Genomic DNA, 17,475 nt, shown 5'->3' on the forward strand with positions numbered 1-17,475 from the left:
CGGCGCTGTTAGAGAAACGCTCGTGCTCAGGCGGCGTTCGCCGCGACACCGGTTCGCGCCACGCCGGCTTCCGTCTGCACGGACTGCACCGTCGGCCCTTCGCGACGCGCCGCCGCGATCAACTCGGCCGCGCGCTCGCCGATCATCACCGTCGGCGAGTTCGTGTTGCCGCCAATCAGCGTCGGCATCACCGAAGCATCGACGATCCGCAATCCGCTCACGCCACGCACCCGCAACTGCGGATCCACCACCGAACGCGCGTCGCTGCCCATCCGGCAGGTCGCCACCGGGTGATAAATGGTGTCCGCGCGCTCGGCGATGGTCCGGCGCAACTCCGCCGCCGACTGGCCCGGATGCGTGTACAACTCCTTGCCGCCATGCAGCGCGAGCGACGGCGCATCGAGAATGCGCCGCGCCATCTGCGCGCCTTCCACCAGCAGGTCCAGATCGCGCGAATCGCTTAAGAAGCGCGGATCGATCACCGGCGCGACGCGTGCGTCCGCGCTAGCGAGCGTCACCGTGCCGCGGCTATGCGGCCGCAACACGCAGACGTGCAGCGAATAGCCGTGGCCCCAATGCATATGACGGTTGTGATCGTCGACGATCGCCGCGCAGAAGTGCAGTTGCAGGTCGGGCCGAGCAAGCGTCGGGCGGCTCTTCAGAAAACCGCCCGCCTCGGCGACGTTGCTCGACAGCATGCCGCGGCCATGACGCAGGAAAGCGGCGAACTGCGGCAGCATTCGCGCGATGCCGCGAATCGAGAAGCCGGTCGGTTCGATCGACGACACGCGTTTGTTGATGGTGAAATCGACGTGATCGATCAGGTTCTGGCCGACCTCCGGTGCGTCGTGCAGCACCTCGATGCCGAGCTTCCGCAAATCCGCCGCCGGGCCAATTCCCGAGCACATCAACAGTTGCGGCGAATTGAACGCGCCCGCCGCGAGGATCACCTCGGCGCGCGCCTCTAGCGTTTCCGTGCGTCCGCCGCGCACGACCTCGACGCCGCTCGCGCGCTTGCCGTCGAAGACCACGCGCAACACGGTCGCGTCGGCGATGGTATGCAGATTCGCCCGCTTGCGATCGTAGATGTAGGCCTGCGCGACGCTGCACCGGCGGCCGTCGCGCTGCGTGACCTGATAGAAGCCGACGCCTTCCTGTTCGGCTCCGTTGAAATCGCTGTTGGGTCGATAGCCGGCTTCGAGCGCGGCTTTGACAAACCGCTTCGAGAACGGGTTCTGAAAGCGTAGATCGGACACGGTCAGCGGTCCGCCGTCGCCATGCCAGGCATCTGCGCCGCGCTCGTTGCCTTCGGCGCGCCGGAAATACGGCAGCACCTCCGGCCATGACCAGCCGGTGCAACCCAGCTCGGCCCATTCGTCGTAATCCAGTGGATGACCGCGCGTGTAAATCATCGCGTTGATCGCGCTCGATCCGCCAAAGCCCCGGCCGCGCGGCTGATACCCCTGGCGGCCCCCGAGGCCCGGCTGCGGCGTAGTCAGATAACCGTAATTGGTCTTGAGCTTGTTCGGCACCACGATCGCGACGCCGACCGGCATGTTGACGAACAGATTGCGTTCCGTATGCGGCCCGGCTTCGATCAGCGCGATGGTCGCGTCGGGGCAGCTATCGGCGAGGCGGCTCGCCAGCGAGCAACCGCCCGAACCGGCGCCGACGATGATGTAGTCGTATTGCATCCGCTCCTCCTGGGTGGGGTCGCGTTGCTCGCGAACCCTGTCTCGTGCACACTTGTCTACGTGTGTTTTCACGGCATTGTAGGGAGCGTTCGCAGGTCGCGGCAAGTTCGCGGCAGAGCGATTCCTCTAAACGGAACGGTGGTCGCGCCCCTATGATGAAAGACGCGCATGCGCCCGCCAGACGGCCATGAGCGGCATTCAAACGCGGCGTCGGTGACGCCTTCCTCCCAGCGTGCGGCATGGCACGCCACGATAAAACAGCGCAGAGCCGATTACTGCCGGCGCCTACCTGGCGACGCGGCGAATCCGCAGACTGCAACGCAAGCGATGAACGGAGACAGAGATGCAATCGCACGAGGATCTGCAAGAGGAATTGCCGAGGGAATCGCCGGGCCTGGGTCGCACGCACGAAGTGACGAATCAGGTTCCGCCGCTAGCCGGCTACAACCTCTTTTCGAGCGATACCGCTTTGAGCGCTGCGCTCGACCGCGAAGGCGCCGGCTGGCAGCGCGACACACTGCTGCGGCACGGCGCGGCGCTGAGCACGCCGGACACCCTCGCGCTCGCCGAACTGGCGAACCGTCACTCTCCCGAACTCTTCACCCACGATCCGCGCGGCGAACGCGTCGACGCGCTCGAATTCCATCCGTCATGGCATACGCTGCTCGCGCTGCTGCGCGGCGAAGGCCTGCACGCGCTACCGTTTTCCGAGCCGCGCGCGGGTGCGATGGTCGCGCGTTGCGCCGGTTACTTTCTGCATGCGCAACTCGAATCCGGTTCGCTGTGTCCGCTGACGATGACCTTCGCCAGCATTCCCGTCCTGCAACGCGAGCCCGCGCTGTTCGACCTGCTGCGCGACAAGCTCTATACCCGTGAGCACGATCCGCGCGACGTGCCGTTATCGCAGAAGCGCTCGGCGATGATCGGCATGGGCATGACCGAGAAACAGGGCGGCTCCGACGTGCGCAGCAATCAGACCCGCGCGACAGCCACGCGCGGCAGCGGTCGCGGCGCCGAGTACCGCCTCGTCGGCCACAAATGGTTTTTCTCCGCGCCTCAGTGCGACGCGCATCTGGTGCTGGCGCGCACCGACGATCACAACGGCCTGTCCTGCTTCTTCGTGCCGCGCTTCAGGCCGGACGGCCAGAAAAACGCCGTGCAGATCCAGCGTCTGAAAGACAAGCTCGGCAATCGTTCGAACGCGAGCAGCGAGGTCGAATTCCTCGACGCTTACGGCGTGATGATCGGCGACGAAGGACGCGGTGTGCCGACCATCATCGAAATGGCGAACTACACGCGGCTCGATTGCGTGATCGGCAGCGCGGCGTTGATGCGCGCGGCGCTCGTGCAGGCCATTCACCACGCGCGCCATCGCAGCGCGTTCGGCCGGCGGCTGGTCGACCAGCCGCTGATGCGCAACGTGCTCGCCGATCTCGCCCTGGAATCGGAAGCCGCGACCGTGCTCTTCATGCATCTCGCGCGCGCGTTCGAAGATTCGGCGGATACCGCGACGGCCTCGCCCGCGCAACGCGCATGGCGGCGTATCGTCACGCCGGCCGCGAAATACTGGGTCTGCAAGCGTGCGCTGGAATTCACCGGCGAGGCCATGGAGGTCTGGGGCGGCAACGGTTATGTCGAGACCGGTCCGATGGCGCGCTTCTACCGCGAAGCGCCGGTGAATTCGATCTGGGAAGGCTCGGGCAACGTGATGTGCCTCGACGTGCTGCGCGCGATGGAACGCGAGCCCGACGCCGCGCAGGCACTCTTCGCCGAATGGCAGACCGACGCGCAAGGTCACCCGGCTCTGCGCGCCGCGCTCGGCCGGCTGGTCGCCACGCTGACCGGTCCGGCCGACGGCCGCGAAAGCGCGGCACGCCGCATCGCGCAACAACTCGTGCTGATTGCGCAGGCCAGCCTGCTCGCGAAGTACGCCCCCGCCGCGATTGCCGATGCGTTCATCGACACGCGGCTCGCCGACGGCTGCGGCGAAAGCGGCCGCGTGTACGGCACGCTGCCCTCGACTATCGATCACGCGGCGATCGTCGAGCGGGCATTTCCTGCCTGACCTCACGCAGCGAATCGAAATCAGAAAGCGCGCCCCGACGCGCATTCACCATCATCAGGGAGAGCCCACGACATGAAGAACGATCTGCCCGAAGTCGCCGCACTCGACGCGCTGTTGCGCGACCAGCGCCATGCTTATCTGCGCGCGCCGTACCCTTCGTGGGACACGCGTGCGTCGCATCTCCGGGCGCTGCGTAAAGTCATGCTCGACAATCGCGACGCGCTCGCCGACGCGATGAACGCCGACTTCGGCAATCGCGCGAAACAGGAAGTGCTGCTTGCCGAATTCCTGCTGGTGAAAGAAGAGATCGACGCCGCGCTCAGGCACGGCAAACGCTGGATGAAAGCGCAGCGCCGCAGCACCAACAAGTGGCTGATGCCGGCGCGCGCGAAGGTCGTGCCGCAACCGCTCGGCGTGATCGGCATCATCGTGCCGTGGAATTATCCGGTGCTGCTGGCCGCCGGTCCGCTGATCAGCGCGTTGACGGCCGGCAATCGCGCGATCGTCAAGATGTCGGAACTGACGCCGCGCACGTCGGCGCTATTCGAAACGCTGATCGCCCAGACCTTCGCACGCGATCACGTTGCGGTCGTGAACGGCGACGCGACGCTGGCGGCCGCGTTCAGTGCGCAGCCGTTCGATCATCTGCTGTTTACGGGCTCGACCAAGGTCGGCCACGAGGTGATGCGTGCCGCCGCCGAGCATCTCACGCCGGTCACGCTCGAACTGGGCGGCAAGTCGCCGGCCATCATCGGCGCGCATGCGCGCTTCGACAATGCGGTCGACAACCTGATTGCCGGCAAGACGCTCAACGCAGGGCAAACCTGCATCGCGCCGGATTACGTGCTGGTGCCGCGCGGCAAGGAGCAGGCCTTCGTCGAACGGGCGCGCGCGCGCATGGCGAAGATGTACCCGGGCTTCGCGAACAATCCCGACTACACGTCGATCATTTCGGAGCGTCACTTCGCGCGCCTGCAACGTCTCGCGGATGAAGCCGAGGCCGCCGGCGCGCAGTTGCATCGGCTGACCGACAGCACGCCCGATCCGGCGAGCCGCCGTTTCCCGTTGATCGCCGTGACCGGGGCGCCGGACGGGAGTGCGCTGATGCAGGAAGAAATCTTCGGGCCGCTGCTGCCGATCGTCCCTTACGACACGCTCGACGACGCGATCGCGTGGGTCAACACCCGGCCGCGTCCGCTCGCGCTGTATCTGTACGCGGACGACTCCGCGACGATCGAACGCGTGACGCGCGAGACGATTGCGGGCGGCATGGCGATCAACGAGACGCTGATGCACCTGGCGTGCGAGAGCCTGCCGTTCGGCGGCGTTGGCGCGAGCGGGATGGGCGCGTATCACGGGTACGAAGGCTTCGTGACCTTCTCGAAGATGAAGCCGATCCTGACGCAGGCGCGAGTGAATTTCCGCGGCTGGATCTCGCCGCCTTATGGCAAGCGGGTGAATGCGCTTTTGAAGGTGATGATGCGGTTTTGAGGGGGGCGGGCTGGAGCGTTGCCCATGCTGCGCATCAAGCCGCGAGCTCGAAGCGAAACTGCTTTCCGAGCGCCGCGGCGGCGCTCGCCAAAGTCGTCAACGTCAGACTCGTATCGGTTTCATCGAGTAAACGGTTCAGGGCCGCGCGACTGGTTTTCATCCTCATCGCCATCGCCGTTTTGGAAAGATGCTGCGCTTTCATTTCCTGCTGGATTTGCCAGGCGATGACACGCTTGATCGCAACTGCGGTCGCTTCTTCCAGAAGCGCCTCTTCGGCAAGAAACTCGTCGAAATTGCTTCCTATGTGCTTGTTTGGCATGTGTAACTCCTCAATTAGCCCTAGGACAGAACGTGGATACGCAACGGTATGCGCGTAAATCCTAGACTTTTCTCAACTGACGCAACCTTTCTTTGGCCACGTTGAGATCGTCTGCCGGCGTTGCCTGAGATTTCTTGATGAAGCCATGCAGCAAGACCATTTTGCCGCCCAGTACAGTGAAAATGATGCGGGCGATACGTCGCGGCAACGTAATACGAACTTCCCACAAATCTTTGCCCATCTTGCGCACGAGCGGCATGCCCAAGGGCCAGCCGATCTGCACGGTCTTGACCTCCTCGCCAATGACCTTGCGGTCCTGAGCATCGAGCTCTTTCAGCCACTGCCGAACGGGCTCGTTACCGCTTTCCGTCTGAAAAAAATAAACGGACAGGACAATTTCTACAGTACCGGCCATCAGTCGATTCGAAGTTTTTCGAAGGGATAAACGTACCAACTTTGGTACAAAATGTAAACCGTTTTTAGTTGATATTCCGATTGGAAATCACCGTCCCGCCTCCCCACCCACCTCCGTCGCCACCACGTCGATCACATCTTGCGCGTCGCTCCGACCCGGCCCGCGCGGCTCGTCCGCCGCACCGCTTTCCAGCCGGTGCAGCCACGCCAGCAATTCCGCGACCGCCTGATACAACTGTGGCGGAATGCGCGAATCGAGGTCGACCTGCATCAGCAGCGAGACCATTTCCGGCGCTTCGTGCACGTACAGCCCCGCCTCTTTGGCACGCTGGACGATCATCTCGGCGAGCAAGCCGTAGCCCTTCGCGATCACCCGTGGCGCCGCATCGCCGCTGTTGGCGTCGTAGACGAGCGCGGCCGCGCTGCGGCGGTGTTTGCGGCTCATCACATCTCCCAGTCGAAGTCGGTGCGCGGCGCGGCCGGGCCGTCGCTTTCCGGCCGGTACACCTGATACGCCTGATAAGCCTGATCCACCGAACCGCCCGCGGCTTGAAAAGCCGCCGCAGCGGCCGTTGCCGAGCTGGTCGCCGCGTGGGTCGCCGAGCCAGCCGCCGAACTTGCGGTCGAACTCGTCGCCGCCGAAGCCGAACGCGCATACGCCGACGCCGCCTGCGCCGCCGCCCCTGCGCCCGCTCCGCCAGACCCCGACGCATTCCCCCCGATCTCCCGGATCGTCAGCCCGCTCAAGTCGATCCCCGCCGCCGCGAGCCGCTGACGAAAGCTCTCGCCCTCGGTCGTCAGCCGCGCAGCGCCGCCGGGACTCGCCTGCACGCGCACCACCAGTTGACTACCGGTGAGCGTCAGATCGGCATCGATGGTGCCGAGCGTCGGCAACGATAGCGTCAGCCGCGTGCGCCAGGGCTGATCGTCGTCGCTTGCGGCGCCGCCGCCGCTGCGATTCCACTCGTCGCCTTCCTGTTCGATGGTCCAGTCGAGGGGCGCGCCCGGCCACGCCTCGCCGGTCCAACGGAACTGACCGGTGGCGAGCATATCCAGTTGCTGACGCACCAGCGGCACCGTCGCGGGATGCACCGCCGCGGTCATCGTCTGCGAATTCGCCGATCCGCCGAGATCCAGCGACACGCCGGCGTTATGAGGATTGCCATGAACCGGCTGACTATTCAGATCGGACAGCGAACTCGCCATCACTTCACCGGCAACGAAACGCGCCGCCTGCGCGGTTCGTATGGAAGGGATCGGGCGCGAAGCAGCGCCGTCGGCCACGGGATTCGCCGCGCCGCCAGAGACACCGCCAGAGACGCCACCTGAGGCACCGCCCGCGCCGTTCCCCGCCCCACCCTGCGCCGCTTGCCGCCCCGAACCCGCCGCCGCTAAACCCGCACCGCCCGCACCGCCCGCCTCATCCGCCCAATCGAGCGCGAGCTGTGCGGCGGCTGCGACTTCCCGGTTCTGCGGCTCGCCCGCCAGTGCGGCCGGCGTGCGCTGACCGGCGAGCCACTCGGCGAGATGCGCTTCGTAAAAAAGCCCGCTGGCGCTCACGGTTTGCTGCAACGCGCCCGCGAGCGCGGCAACCGGCAATTGCGCGGCGGCCACGTTGGCAGCCGCCGTCGTGCCCGACGCCGACGCAGTAGCAGCGGAAGAACTTCCGGATGAGGAAGAAGAGGAAGAAGAGGAAGAATCTGCGATATCGAACAGCGGCAAGCCACCCGGTTCGATATCGAGCGCGGGCGCCGCAGGCCAGATCGGTATCTGGCCGAGCACCGCCGTGGTCGCTTCGCCGCCCGAGCGCACGATGGCGTTGAGCGTCAGCGCAATGGCGGACAGTGCGGTTTGTGCGGACGCGGGAGCCGCATCCGGCGCCGCGACGGCGGTGCCGGCACCGGGCGCGGTCTCGATATCGGGTGCGCCCGTGCGCGTCGCGGCAGCGCTGCCGGGCGCGATATTGAGCAGACTGTCGACGCGGTTCGCAAGCAGCGAGGAAACCGCCGTGTCGATTCCGTTCATGCCGATTCCTTGGTGACGGTAGCGGCGGCGCTCACGCGGCACCTATAAAGGACACTCTGGCCGACTCCGGCAAGCCGACGAATCTGCCAGCGGTGACCCGCGCGCCAGGCCGGCAACACCGACCGGGTTCAACGAGCGCCGTACATCTCCTTGAGCACCCGGGTCGGCCGCCCGGCGAACAGCGCCGCGAGCGTAGCCATGCGCGGGTTCGCCAGATCGCGGATAGCCGCGTCGTCGGCGAGAATCTGCCGGATCAGTGCGTATTTGCGCAGGCGTTCGGCTTCGTCGAGACTGATGCCGTCGTCGGCGTCTTTCAATGCATCCACCAGACACCGGTACTCTTCCTGCAGATCGACCAGGTCGTTCCACAGCGCGCGCCGGGCCGCCAGCAGCATATGCCGCGAAACCACTGCAATCGCCTCGTAGCGGGCGAAGTATTCTGCTTTCGATGTCATCTCATGCTTTCCGCGGCCGGCTGGGCTGCCATCCGCGCGATCTCCGGGGCAATCCCGATCCATGCCTCTTCGAGCGTCGCCAGCAGGCCGTCTACCTCGACCAGCATCGTCTCGCTCTGTTTTATATTGGCTTCGAGCAGCCGGCGCGTCATATACGAGTAGAGCGCGTCCAACCGCTCTGCAATCTCGCCGCCCGCTTCCACGTTGAGCGACTGTTGCAGCCCGCTTTCGACGATCTGAATCGCCTTGCCGATCGCCTCGCCACGAGCCGGCACATTCCCTTGCTGCACGTGCATGCGGGCCTGCGCAATCGCGCGCCGCGCACCTTGATACAACATCACGATCAGACGATGCGGACTCGCGCCCATCACCCCTGTCTCGACGCCCACGCGTGCGTACGCATTGGCTCCAGAGTGTCCTGGGGAAAACATCGGCGCTCCTCCTCTCTTGCATTGCGGTTGGTCACGGCATCCCGACCCGGGCAGACTGCCACACCCGGTTTTTTGCCTGTACCTGGTTATCGGATAGGCGGCGGGAAAGCTTTAGGCCAGTGTAAGGAGGATTAAGGGGCACATGACGCAAAGGCCCATGACGCGCGAGTCGTGCCGCGGCAAGCCGCGGCGGTCATCACGGCTCGGGTGGGCAGAACGGCGTGGCCACCCGGGCCGGGTTCACACCTGCATCTGCATGATGTCGTTGTACGCGGACACAAGCTTGTTGCGCACCTGCAGGCCGAACTGGAAGCCGACGTTGGCCTTCTGCATGTCGACCATCACGTCGTTCAGCGACACGTTCGACGCGCCCAGTTCGAACGCCTGGGATTCGCCCATCGCTTTGGTCTGATCGCCGCTGATCTTGTCGAGCGACGCCTTGAGGGCCGACGCGAAACCGCCGGCCGATGCCGCGCCGGCCGTTGCCGCGCCGGACTCGCCTACCGCACCGGCGTCCGCCACATTGCTGCTGCCGGCCGCCTGGGCCGCCATCGCCTGCATCTGTTGGAGCGCCGAGCCGAGCGCGTTCACGGGCATAGTCATGTTCTCTCCAGGAATTGACGACCGGCTTGTCCAAACCCTGCCGATCTGGGATGAAAGCATAGCAGCGGCCCTTGCGCGAAAGCCCCGAAACTAGGGGGGAAACCCCGCTCTATTCGGGCAATCGGGTTGAGCCGCGCTGCGGATAATTTCAAGGGTGAAAGTCTCTGTCTGCACGCCTCGCCGACCCTCGGCGCGGCTCTCGCGGCAGAACGCAAAGGCATCCCCGGAGATCCCCGACGCATGGATTCGTCAGCCAACTCATTGATCAACCCCGACGCCCGCATGGGCCTCGCCGGCGCGCAGCCGGGCGCCGGTGCTGCCGGCGCCGGCCAGCCCGGCGCCAGCGGCGGCGCCGACCTGGGCGGGTTGGGTGGCAATTTCGGCCAACGCCTGTCCGGCCTCGCGCAAATGCGCGGCAACCCGCGCGCGCCGCTGATTTTCGCGGTCGCGCTGCTGATCGCCGTGGTCGCGGGCCTGTTCCTGTGGTCGCGCGCGCCGGACTACAAGGTGCTGTACAGCAACCTGTCGGACAACGACGGCGGCGCCATCATTACCGCGCTGCAGCAGGCCAACATCCCCTACAAGTTCTCCGACGTGGGCGGTGCCATCCTCGTGCCGGCCGAGCAGGTGCATGAAATGCGGCTGCGGCTCGCGTCGCAGGGCCTGCCGAAGAGCGGCTCGGTCGGCTTCGAGCTGATGGACAACCAGAAATTCGGTATCAGCCAGTTCGCCGAGCAGATCAACTATCAGCGCGCGCTCGAAGGCGAGCTGGAACGCACTATCGAATCGATCTCGACCGTCAAGTCGGCGCGCGTGCATCTGGCGATTCCGAAGCCTTCGGTATTCGTGCGCGACAAGGAAGCGCCGTCGGCCGCCGTGCTGGTGAACCTGTTCCCGGGCCGCGTGCTCGACGAAGGCCAGGTGCTGGCGATCACGCATATGGTGTCGTCGGCGGTGCCGGACATGCCGGTCAAAGGCGTGACCATTCTCGACCAGGACGGCAACCTGCTGACCCAGCCGTCCACCGGCAGCGGTCTGGACGCGTCGCAACTGAAATACCGCCAGCAGATCGAGCGCAACACGCAGCAGCGTATCGACGCGATCCTCTCGCCGCTGTTCGGCTCGGGCAATGCGCACTCGCAGGTGAGCGCCGACATCGACTTCTCGCATAGCGAGCAGACCTCGGAGAACTACGGCCCGAACGGCAATCCGCAGCAAGCCGCGATTCGCAGCCAGCAAACCAGCAGCGCGACCGATATGTCGCAAAGCGGCGCCTCGGGCGTGCCCGGCGCGCTGTCGAACCAGCCGCCGCAACCCGCGTCCGCGCCGATCAATGCGCCGAACGGCGCGAGCGGCGTGACCACCACGCCGGTCAGCGATCGCAAGGACGCCACCACCAACTACGAACTCGACAAGACGGTGCGTCACCTCGAACAGCCGATGGGCGGCATCAAGCGTCTGTCGGTGGCGGTGGTGGTCAACTATCTGCGGGTGGTCGACGGCAAGGGTCACGCGACCATGCAGCCGGTCACCGCCGACAAGCTCGCGCAGGTCAACCAGCTGGTGAAGGATGCGATGGGCTTCGACGCGTCGCGCGGCGACTCGGTCAACGTGGTGAACAGCCCGTTCTCGACCGATATCGATCCGAACGCGGACGTGCCCTGGTGGCGCACGCCGGACATGATCGCGCTCGCCAAGCAGATCGCCACTTACATCGGCATCGGCGCAGTCGCCCTGTTCCTCTACTTCGTGATGGTGAAGCCGGCGCTGCGCCGCGCCTTCCCGCCGCCCGAGCCGGTCGTCGCGGCGCTGCCGTCGCCGGACGAGCCGGTTCTGCTCGACGGCATTCCGGCGGCCGAACGCGAAGGCGCGGTCGTGCAGATCGAAACCGATAGCGAAACGCTCGCGCTCGAAAACGCGAAGCACAAATACGAGCGGAACCTGGAATTCGCGCGCAATATCGCGCGCCAGGATCCGCGCATCGTTGCAACTGTCGTGAAAAACTGGGTGTCCGATGAGCGCTGAAGGCGTAATGAAGAGCGCGCTCCTGCTGATGTCGATCGGCGAGGAAGAAGCCGCGCAGGTATTCAAGTTTCTGGGGCCGCGCGAAGTCCAGAAGATCGGCGTGGCCATGGCCGCGTTGAAGAGCGTGACGCGCGAGCAGATCGACGAGGTGCTGCAGGAGTTCGTACGCGAAGCCGAGCAGCACACCGGCATGTCGCTGGATTCGAACGAGTACATCCGCTCGGTGCTGACCAAGGCGCTCGGCGACGACAAGGCCGGCGCGATCATCGACCGGATTTTGCAGGGCAGCGACACCAGTGGGATCGAAGGGCTCAAGTGGATGGACTCGGCGGCGGTGGCCGAGCTCATCAAGAACGAACATCCGCAGATCATCGCGACGATCCTCGTGCATCTGGACCGCGATCAGGCATCGGAAATCGTCTCCGCGTTCACCGACCGCCTGCGCAACGACGTGCTGCTGCGTATCGCGACGCTCGACGGCATCCAGCCGGCCGCGCTGCGCGAACTCGACGACGTGCTGACGGGCCTGCTGTCCGGCAGCGACAACCTGAAGCGCAGCCCGATGGGCGGCATCCGCACCGCGGCCGAGATTCTCAACTTCATGTCGAGCAATCATGAAGAAGGCGTAATCGAAAACGTCCGCCAGTACGACGCGGAACTCGCGCAGAAGATCATCGATCAGATGTTCGTGTTCGAGAACCTGCTCGACCTGGAAGATCGCGCAATCCAGCTGTTGCTGAAGGAAGTCGAGTCCGAGGCGCTGATCATCTCGCTGAAGGGCGCGCCGACCGCGCTGCGCACCAAGTTCCTGTCGAACATGTCGCAACGCGCCGCCGAACTGCTCGCCGAAGACCTCGATGCGCGCGGCCCGGTGCGCGTGTCCGAAGTCGAGACCCAGCAACGCCGCATTCTGCAGATCGTGCGCAACCTCGCGGAAAGCGGCCAGATCGTGCTAGGCGGCAAGGCCGAAGATGCGTATGTCTGATTCGAACTCCGCGCGCAACGCGAATCTCTCGGCTTATCAGCGCTGGGAGATGGCCTCGTTCGACCCGGCGCCGCCCGCGCCGCCCGAACCCCGTTTCGACGAACGCGCATTCGAAGCCGAACTCGAACGGCTGCGCGACGCCGCGCACACCCAGGGCATCGCGTCCGGTCACGTGGCGGGCCAGGCGCTCGGCTACCAGGCCGGCTACGATCAGGGCCATACGCAAGGCTTCGCGCAGGGACAAAGCGAAGCGCGCGAACAGGCCGCGCAACTCGCGGCGCTCGCGGAAACCTTCAAGGCCGCGCTCGAGGGCGCGCAGGGCGCGATCTCCGAAACGCTGGTCACGCTGGCGCTCGATATCGCCCAACAGGTGGTGCGCCAGCACGTCCAGCACGACCCGACCGCGCTGATCGGCGCCGCGCGCGAAGTGCTGGCGATGGAACCCACGCTGGTCGGCGCACCGGCGCTGGTGGTGAGCCCCGCCGATCTGCCGGTGGTCGAAGCCTATCTGATGGAAGAACTGCAGACGCGCGGCTGGACCGTGCGCACCGACCCCTCGGTCGAGCGCGGCGGCTGCCGCGCGCAGGCCGCCACCGGTGAAGTGGACGCGGGCATCGACACGCGCTGGGAGCGCGTCGCCGCGGCGCTCGGCAAAGTGAGCACATGGTGAAGCCGACGCTCGAAGAGATCCGCGCCAGCGACCTGACGCCGCTCGAACGCGAGCTCGCGCTGGCGTCGTTCGGTGCAGAAGCGCTGGCGGAAGCGGGTGAAGATGCAAGCGGCGCAATGGAAACGGACGCGGACACCGGCGCGGCGACGTCGCCGGAAACGGACGCTGGCGCTGCCGAACTCACCACGCGCGATCTCTCTTCGGCTCATCCGGCAAGCGGCGCAGCCGCGAGCCGCGACCCGGCTGCAGCAGCGGCAGCGGCTCATCTCCCCTACGATCCCGCGCTCGACGACAACCCGCATGTGCAGGCGTGGCGCGGCCGGCTCGATGCGCTGCGCGCGCGCAATGCGATCGCCAAGCCGATGCGCGCATGCGGCCGCCTGACGCGCGCCGCCGGTCTCGTGCTGGAAGCGGTCGGTCTGCGCCTGTCGGTCGGCGCCGAAGTGATGATCGAATTGCCGCCCGGCAGCACCCTGCCGATGGCCGAAGCCGAGGTGGTGGGCTTTTCCGGCGACAAACTGTTTCTGATGCCGACCACCGAAGTGATCGGCCTGTTGCCCGGCGCGCGCGTGTTTCCGCTCGAAAGCGCGCCGATCGCCGATCCGATGGCGGGCGCCAAACGTCTGCCGGTCGGCTGGGAACTGCTCGGCCGTGTGCTCGACGCGTCCGGCCGACCGCTCGACGGCCTCGGCCCGCTCGGCGCGCATGCCGACGCGCCCTTGTCCGCGCCGGTCATCAACCCGTTGAACCGTGAGCCGATTCATCAGGTGCTCGACGTCGGCGTGCGCGCGATCAACGCGCTGCTCACCGTCGGGCGTGGCCAGCGCATGGGTCTGTTCGCCGGCTCCGGCGTCGGCAAGTCGGTGCTGCTCGGCACGATGGCGCGCTACACCAGCGCCGAGGTGATCGTGATCGGCCTGATCGGCGAACGCGGCCGCGAAGTGAAGGAATTCATCGAGCAGATTCTCGGCGAGGAAGGTCTTGCGCGATCCGTGGTGATCGCCGCGCCGGCCGACGTCTCGCCGTTGTTGCGGATGCAGGCCGCGTCGTATTCGACTTCGCTCGCCGAATATTTCCGCGATCAGGGCAAGCACGTGCTGTTGCTGATGGATTCGCTGACCCGTTACGCGATGGCGCAGCGCGAGATCGCGCTGGCCGTCGGCGAGCCGCCCGCCACCAAGGGTTATCCGCCTTCGGTGTTCGCCAAGCTGCCCGCGCTGGTCGAGCGCACCGGCAACGGGCCGGCAGGCGGCGGCTCGATTACCGCGTTCTACACCGTGCTCACCGAAGGCGACGACCAGCAGGACCCGATCGCCGACTCCGCGCGCGCGATTCTCGACGGCCATATCGTGCTGTCGCGCTCGCTCGCCGAGGCCGGGCACTATCCCGCGATCGACATCGAGGCGTCCATCAGCCGGGCGATGACTGCGCTGATCGACGACAACCATCTGGAAAAGACGCGCCTGTTCAAGCAGATGCTGTCGCGTTATCAACGAAACCGCGACCTGATCAACGTGGGCGCGTATTCGAGCGGGCGCGACGCGCTGCTCGACCGCGCGATCGCACTGTATCCGCGGATGGAAGCATTTTTGCAGCAAGGTTTTCGCGAGTGCGCGAACTTTGAACCTAGTATCGAGATGCTGGACGCTCTGTTTGCCTGAGGAGGCAGAGAATGGCAAAACATTTTCCGATCAAGACGCTCATCGGGCTCGCGCAGGACGACGTGGATGCCGCCGCGCAACGGCTAGGTCGCGCGCAACGCGAGCGCAACGACGTCGAGGCGCAACTGAACGCGCTGATTCAATACCGCGACGAGTATCACGCGCGCTTCACGGCCAGCGCACAGAGCGGGATGCCGGCGGGCAACATGCGCAATTTCCAGTCGTTCATCGACACGCTCGACGCCGCGATCGAACAGCAGCGCAATCTGCTGAAGACCGCGACCGCGCGCCTCGAGGCTGCGAAGCCCGACTGGCAGCGTCAGAAACAGAAACTCGGCTCGTACGAAGTGCTGCAGGCGCGCGGCGAAGCCGCCGAAGCGAAGACGGTTGCGCGCCGCGATCAACGCGACGCCGACGAGCACGCCGCGAGGGTGCTGCGGATGCGTGCCGAGGGCGCGTGATGGGCTTGACGTACCTGATGCACCTGGCGCACCCGATGTCCGAGCGCCCTTTCCGCACCGCCTACTTCGTTTAATGGATTGACAGGATCTCCTATGTCGCTTCTCTCCCAGATCGGTTCGCTGCTCGGCTCGGCCAGCAGCGCGTCCAGCGCGGCGTCGCTGGCTGCTGCGGCGAACGCCACGTCGTTCTCGCAGACCTTGCAGCAGAACATCGATCTGCAAAACAGTGTGGCTGCGCAGACGGCGAGCCAGCAGCAGGCGGCGTCCGCTTCGACGGCGTCGCCGTCTTCGTCGTCTTCGTCGTCTTCGTCCAGCGTGCACGATTTGCCGCCGGCGCCCGACCCGTCCACGAAGAGCGCAGACGACGCGAGCAGCAGGGACGACAGCGACACGACGAAAGCCGCGTCGTCGGGTTCGTCTGCGGACGGCACGCAGAATACGCAGCAGGCTTCGACGGACAAGAACACGGCGCGGCCGGCGAAGTCCGGCAATGGTTCCTCGCAGAGCGATGCCGCGACGGCCGCTGCTGCGGCTGCTGCCCAGGCCCAGGCGCAGGCACAGGCCGACGCACAGAATGCGGCCGACGCGCCGGATGCAACGACGGCGAATGCGACGACGGATCCCACGACGGCCTTGACCGATACGACGCTGGACGGCACGACGGGCACGGCGGCTGGCAAGAAGACGGCGTCGACCGATTCGAAGACCTTGCCGGATGCCTTGCAGGCGGCGCTGGCTGCGCTCGCGAGCGGTCAGGGCGTCGTCGCGCCGCAGGCGCTGCCGAATGGCGTGGAGGCGAGCGGTCTGGCGGGAGGGGCTGGCAGCCTGAGTGGCGCGGTGGACAGCAAGACGTTGGCGGCGGGCCTGTTTGGCGACGGTAAGGGATCGAATGCTAGCAAGGCGGCGTTGTTGACGGCTGCTGCGACTCCGGCTGCGACTGACGCTGGTGCGACGGCGGGTGCGGCGGCGGCTGCGCTGGCGGCTGGCGACGCGGGTGCGTTGACGGGCGATCTGGCGTCGTTCAAGACGGCGGCCGATGCCGCGGCGGCGGCGCAGGCTGCCACGCAGGCTGCGGCGGGTGCGGTTAGTACGACGGCGGCGGCGCAGACGACGGGCAATGCGGGTGCAGCGGATGCGGCGAACGCGATAACGCCGCAGGTCGGCACGAGCGACTGGGAAGACGCGTTGAGTCAGAAGGTGGTGTTTTTATCGAATGCGCATTCGCAGAGTGCCGAGTTGACGTTGAATCCGAAGGATCTCGGGCCGTTGCAGGTGGTGTTGCAGGTGGCGGATAACCATGCGCATGCGTTGTTTGTTTCGCAGCATCAGCAGGTGCGGGAGGCGGTGGAGGCGGCGTTGCCGAAGTTGCGGGAGGCGATGGAGTCGAATGGGATTGGGTTGGGGAGTGCGAGTGTGAGTGATGGGTTTGGGGGGAGGAGCCAGCAGCAGCAGCAGCAGCAGCAGGCGGACACTGGGTGGTCCGCGGGGCGGAGTGGGGGTGGAGGTGGGGGTGCTGGCGGCGCTTCTGATGCGGGTGTTCTTGTTGGCGCTGCCAGTAGCGGGGGCGGCGTGCGGCGGGTTGTTGGGTTGGTTGATACGTTTGCTTAAGGTTTTTGCCGTTCGGCCTTTTTGGCTCTTGGCCTCTCCTTGCTTTGGTAGTGGTCTATTAGCGTTCCCCCTGTGCGGGGGGGCACCTACTTTTCTTTGCCGCCGCAAAGAAAAGTAGGCAAAAGAAAGCGGGCTCAAACCGCTAACCATTAAGCGGCAGCCGCGCGAGGTCTTTGGTAGTGGTGCATCTGGAATCCGTGCCCTCGCACATTCCGCTCTTGTGACAAGGCAGTCATTCTTCCGGCGGCGCTTCGCGCGCCCCCGGGTCGTTCTACCCCCTCGCTTTTTCGCTTTCCGTGGTGTTCCCATCCGCGACGCACGCAGTGCGGAGTGGGAGCTGATGAGTGCTTTGTCACTACCGCGGAATGTGCGGGGGACCGGATTCCAGATGCACCACTACCAAGAATCTCGCGCGGTTCCCACTTAAGAATTAGCGGTGTGAGCCGCTTTCTTTTGCCTACTTTTCTTTGCGGCGGTGTATGGACTCAGGACATAGGTAACACCCGTGCCGGGACATGGGTAACACTTTTCAGGCAGTCATATCGTCTTTTCAGGATTGATGGTGGCG

At 65.7% G+C, this 17,475-nt stretch carries 16 protein-coding genes; 8 read left to right on the forward strand and 8 right to left on the reverse strand.

All coding sequences use genetic code 11. From position 1 onward, the window contains the following. Nucleotides 1-26: 26 nt before the first annotated feature. Nucleotides 27-1,694 carry a GMC family oxidoreductase gene (locus FQ746_RS18020; protein ID WP_144110874.1) on the reverse strand — a complete coding sequence of 556 codons (1,668 nt, stop codon included), beginning with the start codon at nucleotides 1,692-1,694 and terminating at the stop codon, nucleotides 27-29. 343 nt (nucleotides 1,695-2,037) lie between these two features. On the opposite strand from FQ746_RS18020, the gene FQ746_RS18025 reads away from it, so the two are divergent. Together FQ746_RS18025 and FQ746_RS18030 are read left to right on the forward strand one after the other, a co-directional pair. Further along, nucleotides 2,038-3,759, forward strand: a complete 1,722-nt coding sequence (locus FQ746_RS18025) for an isovaleryl-CoA dehydrogenase (protein WP_144110876.1) — start codon at nucleotides 2,038-2,040, stop codon at nucleotides 3,757-3,759. Nucleotides 3,760-3,831: 72 nt separating this feature from the next. Beyond that, on the forward strand, nucleotides 3,832-5,250 hold the full coding sequence (locus FQ746_RS18030) for a coniferyl aldehyde dehydrogenase (protein WP_144110878.1): 1,419 nt from the start codon (nucleotides 3,832-3,834) through the stop codon (nucleotides 5,248-5,250). 34 nt (nucleotides 5,251-5,284) lie between these two features. On the opposite strand, the gene FQ746_RS18035 is transcribed toward FQ746_RS18030, so the two are convergent. The 7 genes from FQ746_RS18035 to fliE form a co-directional block, all read right to left on the reverse strand. Further along, complete coding sequence (locus tag FQ746_RS18035; RefSeq protein WP_144110880.1) at nucleotides 5,285-5,569, reverse strand: XRE family transcriptional regulator; 285 nt, start codon at nucleotides 5,567-5,569, stop codon at nucleotides 5,285-5,287. Nucleotides 5,570-5,630: 61 nt separating this feature from the next. Then, nucleotides 5,631-5,984 (reverse strand): type II toxin-antitoxin system RelE/ParE family toxin, encoded by a 354-nt coding sequence (locus FQ746_RS18040; RefSeq protein ID WP_144110882.1) that lies wholly within the window; start codon nucleotides 5,982-5,984, stop codon nucleotides 5,631-5,633. Between the two features lie 87 nt (nucleotides 5,985-6,071). Next, a complete protein-coding gene (locus FQ746_RS18045) occupies nucleotides 6,072-6,428 on the reverse strand; it encodes an EscU/YscU/HrcU family type III secretion system export apparatus switch protein (protein ID WP_144110884.1) in 357 nt (118 codons plus the stop codon). Next, a complete protein-coding gene (locus FQ746_RS18050; protein ID WP_144110886.1) occupies nucleotides 6,428-8,008 on the reverse strand; it encodes a flagellar hook-length control protein FliK in 1,581 nt (526 codons plus the stop codon). Before FQ746_RS18050 ends, FQ746_RS18045 begins: the two co-directional genes overlap by 1 nt. 128 nt (nucleotides 8,009-8,136) lie before the next feature. Then, on the reverse strand, nucleotides 8,137-8,463 hold the full coding sequence (locus tag FQ746_RS18055) for a flagellar protein FliT (protein ID WP_144110888.1): 327 nt from the start codon (nucleotides 8,461-8,463) through the stop codon (nucleotides 8,137-8,139). Continuing rightward, nucleotides 8,460-8,894 carry a flagellar export chaperone FliS gene (gene fliS / locus FQ746_RS18060; RefSeq protein WP_144110890.1) on the reverse strand — a complete coding sequence of 145 codons (435 nt, stop codon included), beginning with the start codon at nucleotides 8,892-8,894 and terminating at the stop codon, nucleotides 8,460-8,462. The genes FQ746_RS18055 and fliS overlap by 4 nt, the downstream gene beginning before the upstream one ends. Before the next feature lie 240 nt (nucleotides 8,895-9,134). Further along, on the reverse strand, nucleotides 9,135-9,497 hold the full coding sequence (fliE, locus tag FQ746_RS18065; RefSeq protein WP_144110892.1) for a flagellar hook-basal body complex protein FliE: 363 nt from the start codon (nucleotides 9,495-9,497) through the stop codon (nucleotides 9,135-9,137). A gap of 240 nt (nucleotides 9,498-9,737) precedes the next feature. On the opposite strand from fliE, the gene fliF reads away from it, so the two are divergent. The 6 genes from fliF (at nucleotide 9,738) to FQ746_RS18095 (ending at nucleotide 16,907) form a co-directional block, all read left to right on the forward strand. After that, on the forward strand, nucleotides 9,738-11,522 hold the full coding sequence (gene fliF / locus FQ746_RS18070; RefSeq protein ID WP_144110894.1) for a flagellar basal-body MS-ring/collar protein FliF: 1,785 nt from the start codon (nucleotides 9,738-9,740) through the stop codon (nucleotides 11,520-11,522). Next, the gene (fliG, locus tag FQ746_RS18075; protein ID WP_144110896.1) at nucleotides 11,512-12,507 is read left to right on the forward strand and encodes a flagellar motor switch protein FliG; all 996 of its coding nucleotides are present in this window, start codon (nucleotides 11,512-11,514) and stop codon (nucleotides 12,505-12,507) included. The genes fliF and fliG overlap by 11 nt, the downstream gene beginning before the upstream one ends. Further along, nucleotides 12,494-13,177 (forward strand): flagellar assembly protein FliH, encoded by a 684-nt coding sequence (gene fliH, locus FQ746_RS18080; RefSeq protein ID WP_144110898.1) that lies wholly within the window; start codon nucleotides 12,494-12,496, stop codon nucleotides 13,175-13,177. Before fliG ends, fliH begins: the two co-directional genes overlap by 14 nt. Further along, the gene (gene fliI, locus FQ746_RS18085; protein ID WP_144110900.1) at nucleotides 13,171-14,838 is read left to right on the forward strand and encodes a flagellar protein export ATPase FliI; all 1,668 of its coding nucleotides are present in this window, start codon (nucleotides 13,171-13,173) and stop codon (nucleotides 14,836-14,838) included. The genes fliH and fliI overlap by 7 nt, the downstream gene beginning before the upstream one ends. Nucleotides 14,839-14,849: 11 nt before the next feature. Continuing rightward, the gene (gene fliJ, locus FQ746_RS18090) at nucleotides 14,850-15,299 is read left to right on the forward strand and encodes a flagellar export protein FliJ (RefSeq protein ID WP_144110901.1); all 450 of its coding nucleotides are present in this window, start codon (nucleotides 14,850-14,852) and stop codon (nucleotides 15,297-15,299) included. A gap of 93 nt (nucleotides 15,300-15,392) precedes the next feature. Beyond that, complete coding sequence (locus tag FQ746_RS18095; protein WP_144110903.1) at nucleotides 15,393-16,907, forward strand: flagellar hook-length control protein FliK; 1,515 nt, start codon at nucleotides 15,393-15,395, stop codon at nucleotides 16,905-16,907. The last annotated feature ends 568 nt before the right edge of the window (nucleotides 16,908-17,475 follow it).

It is taken from the genome of Paraburkholderia sp. BCC1886, from assembly GCF_900996245.1.
In the GTDB taxonomy this organism is placed as follows: Bacteria; Pseudomonadota; Gammaproteobacteria; order Burkholderiales; family Burkholderiaceae; genus Paraburkholderia.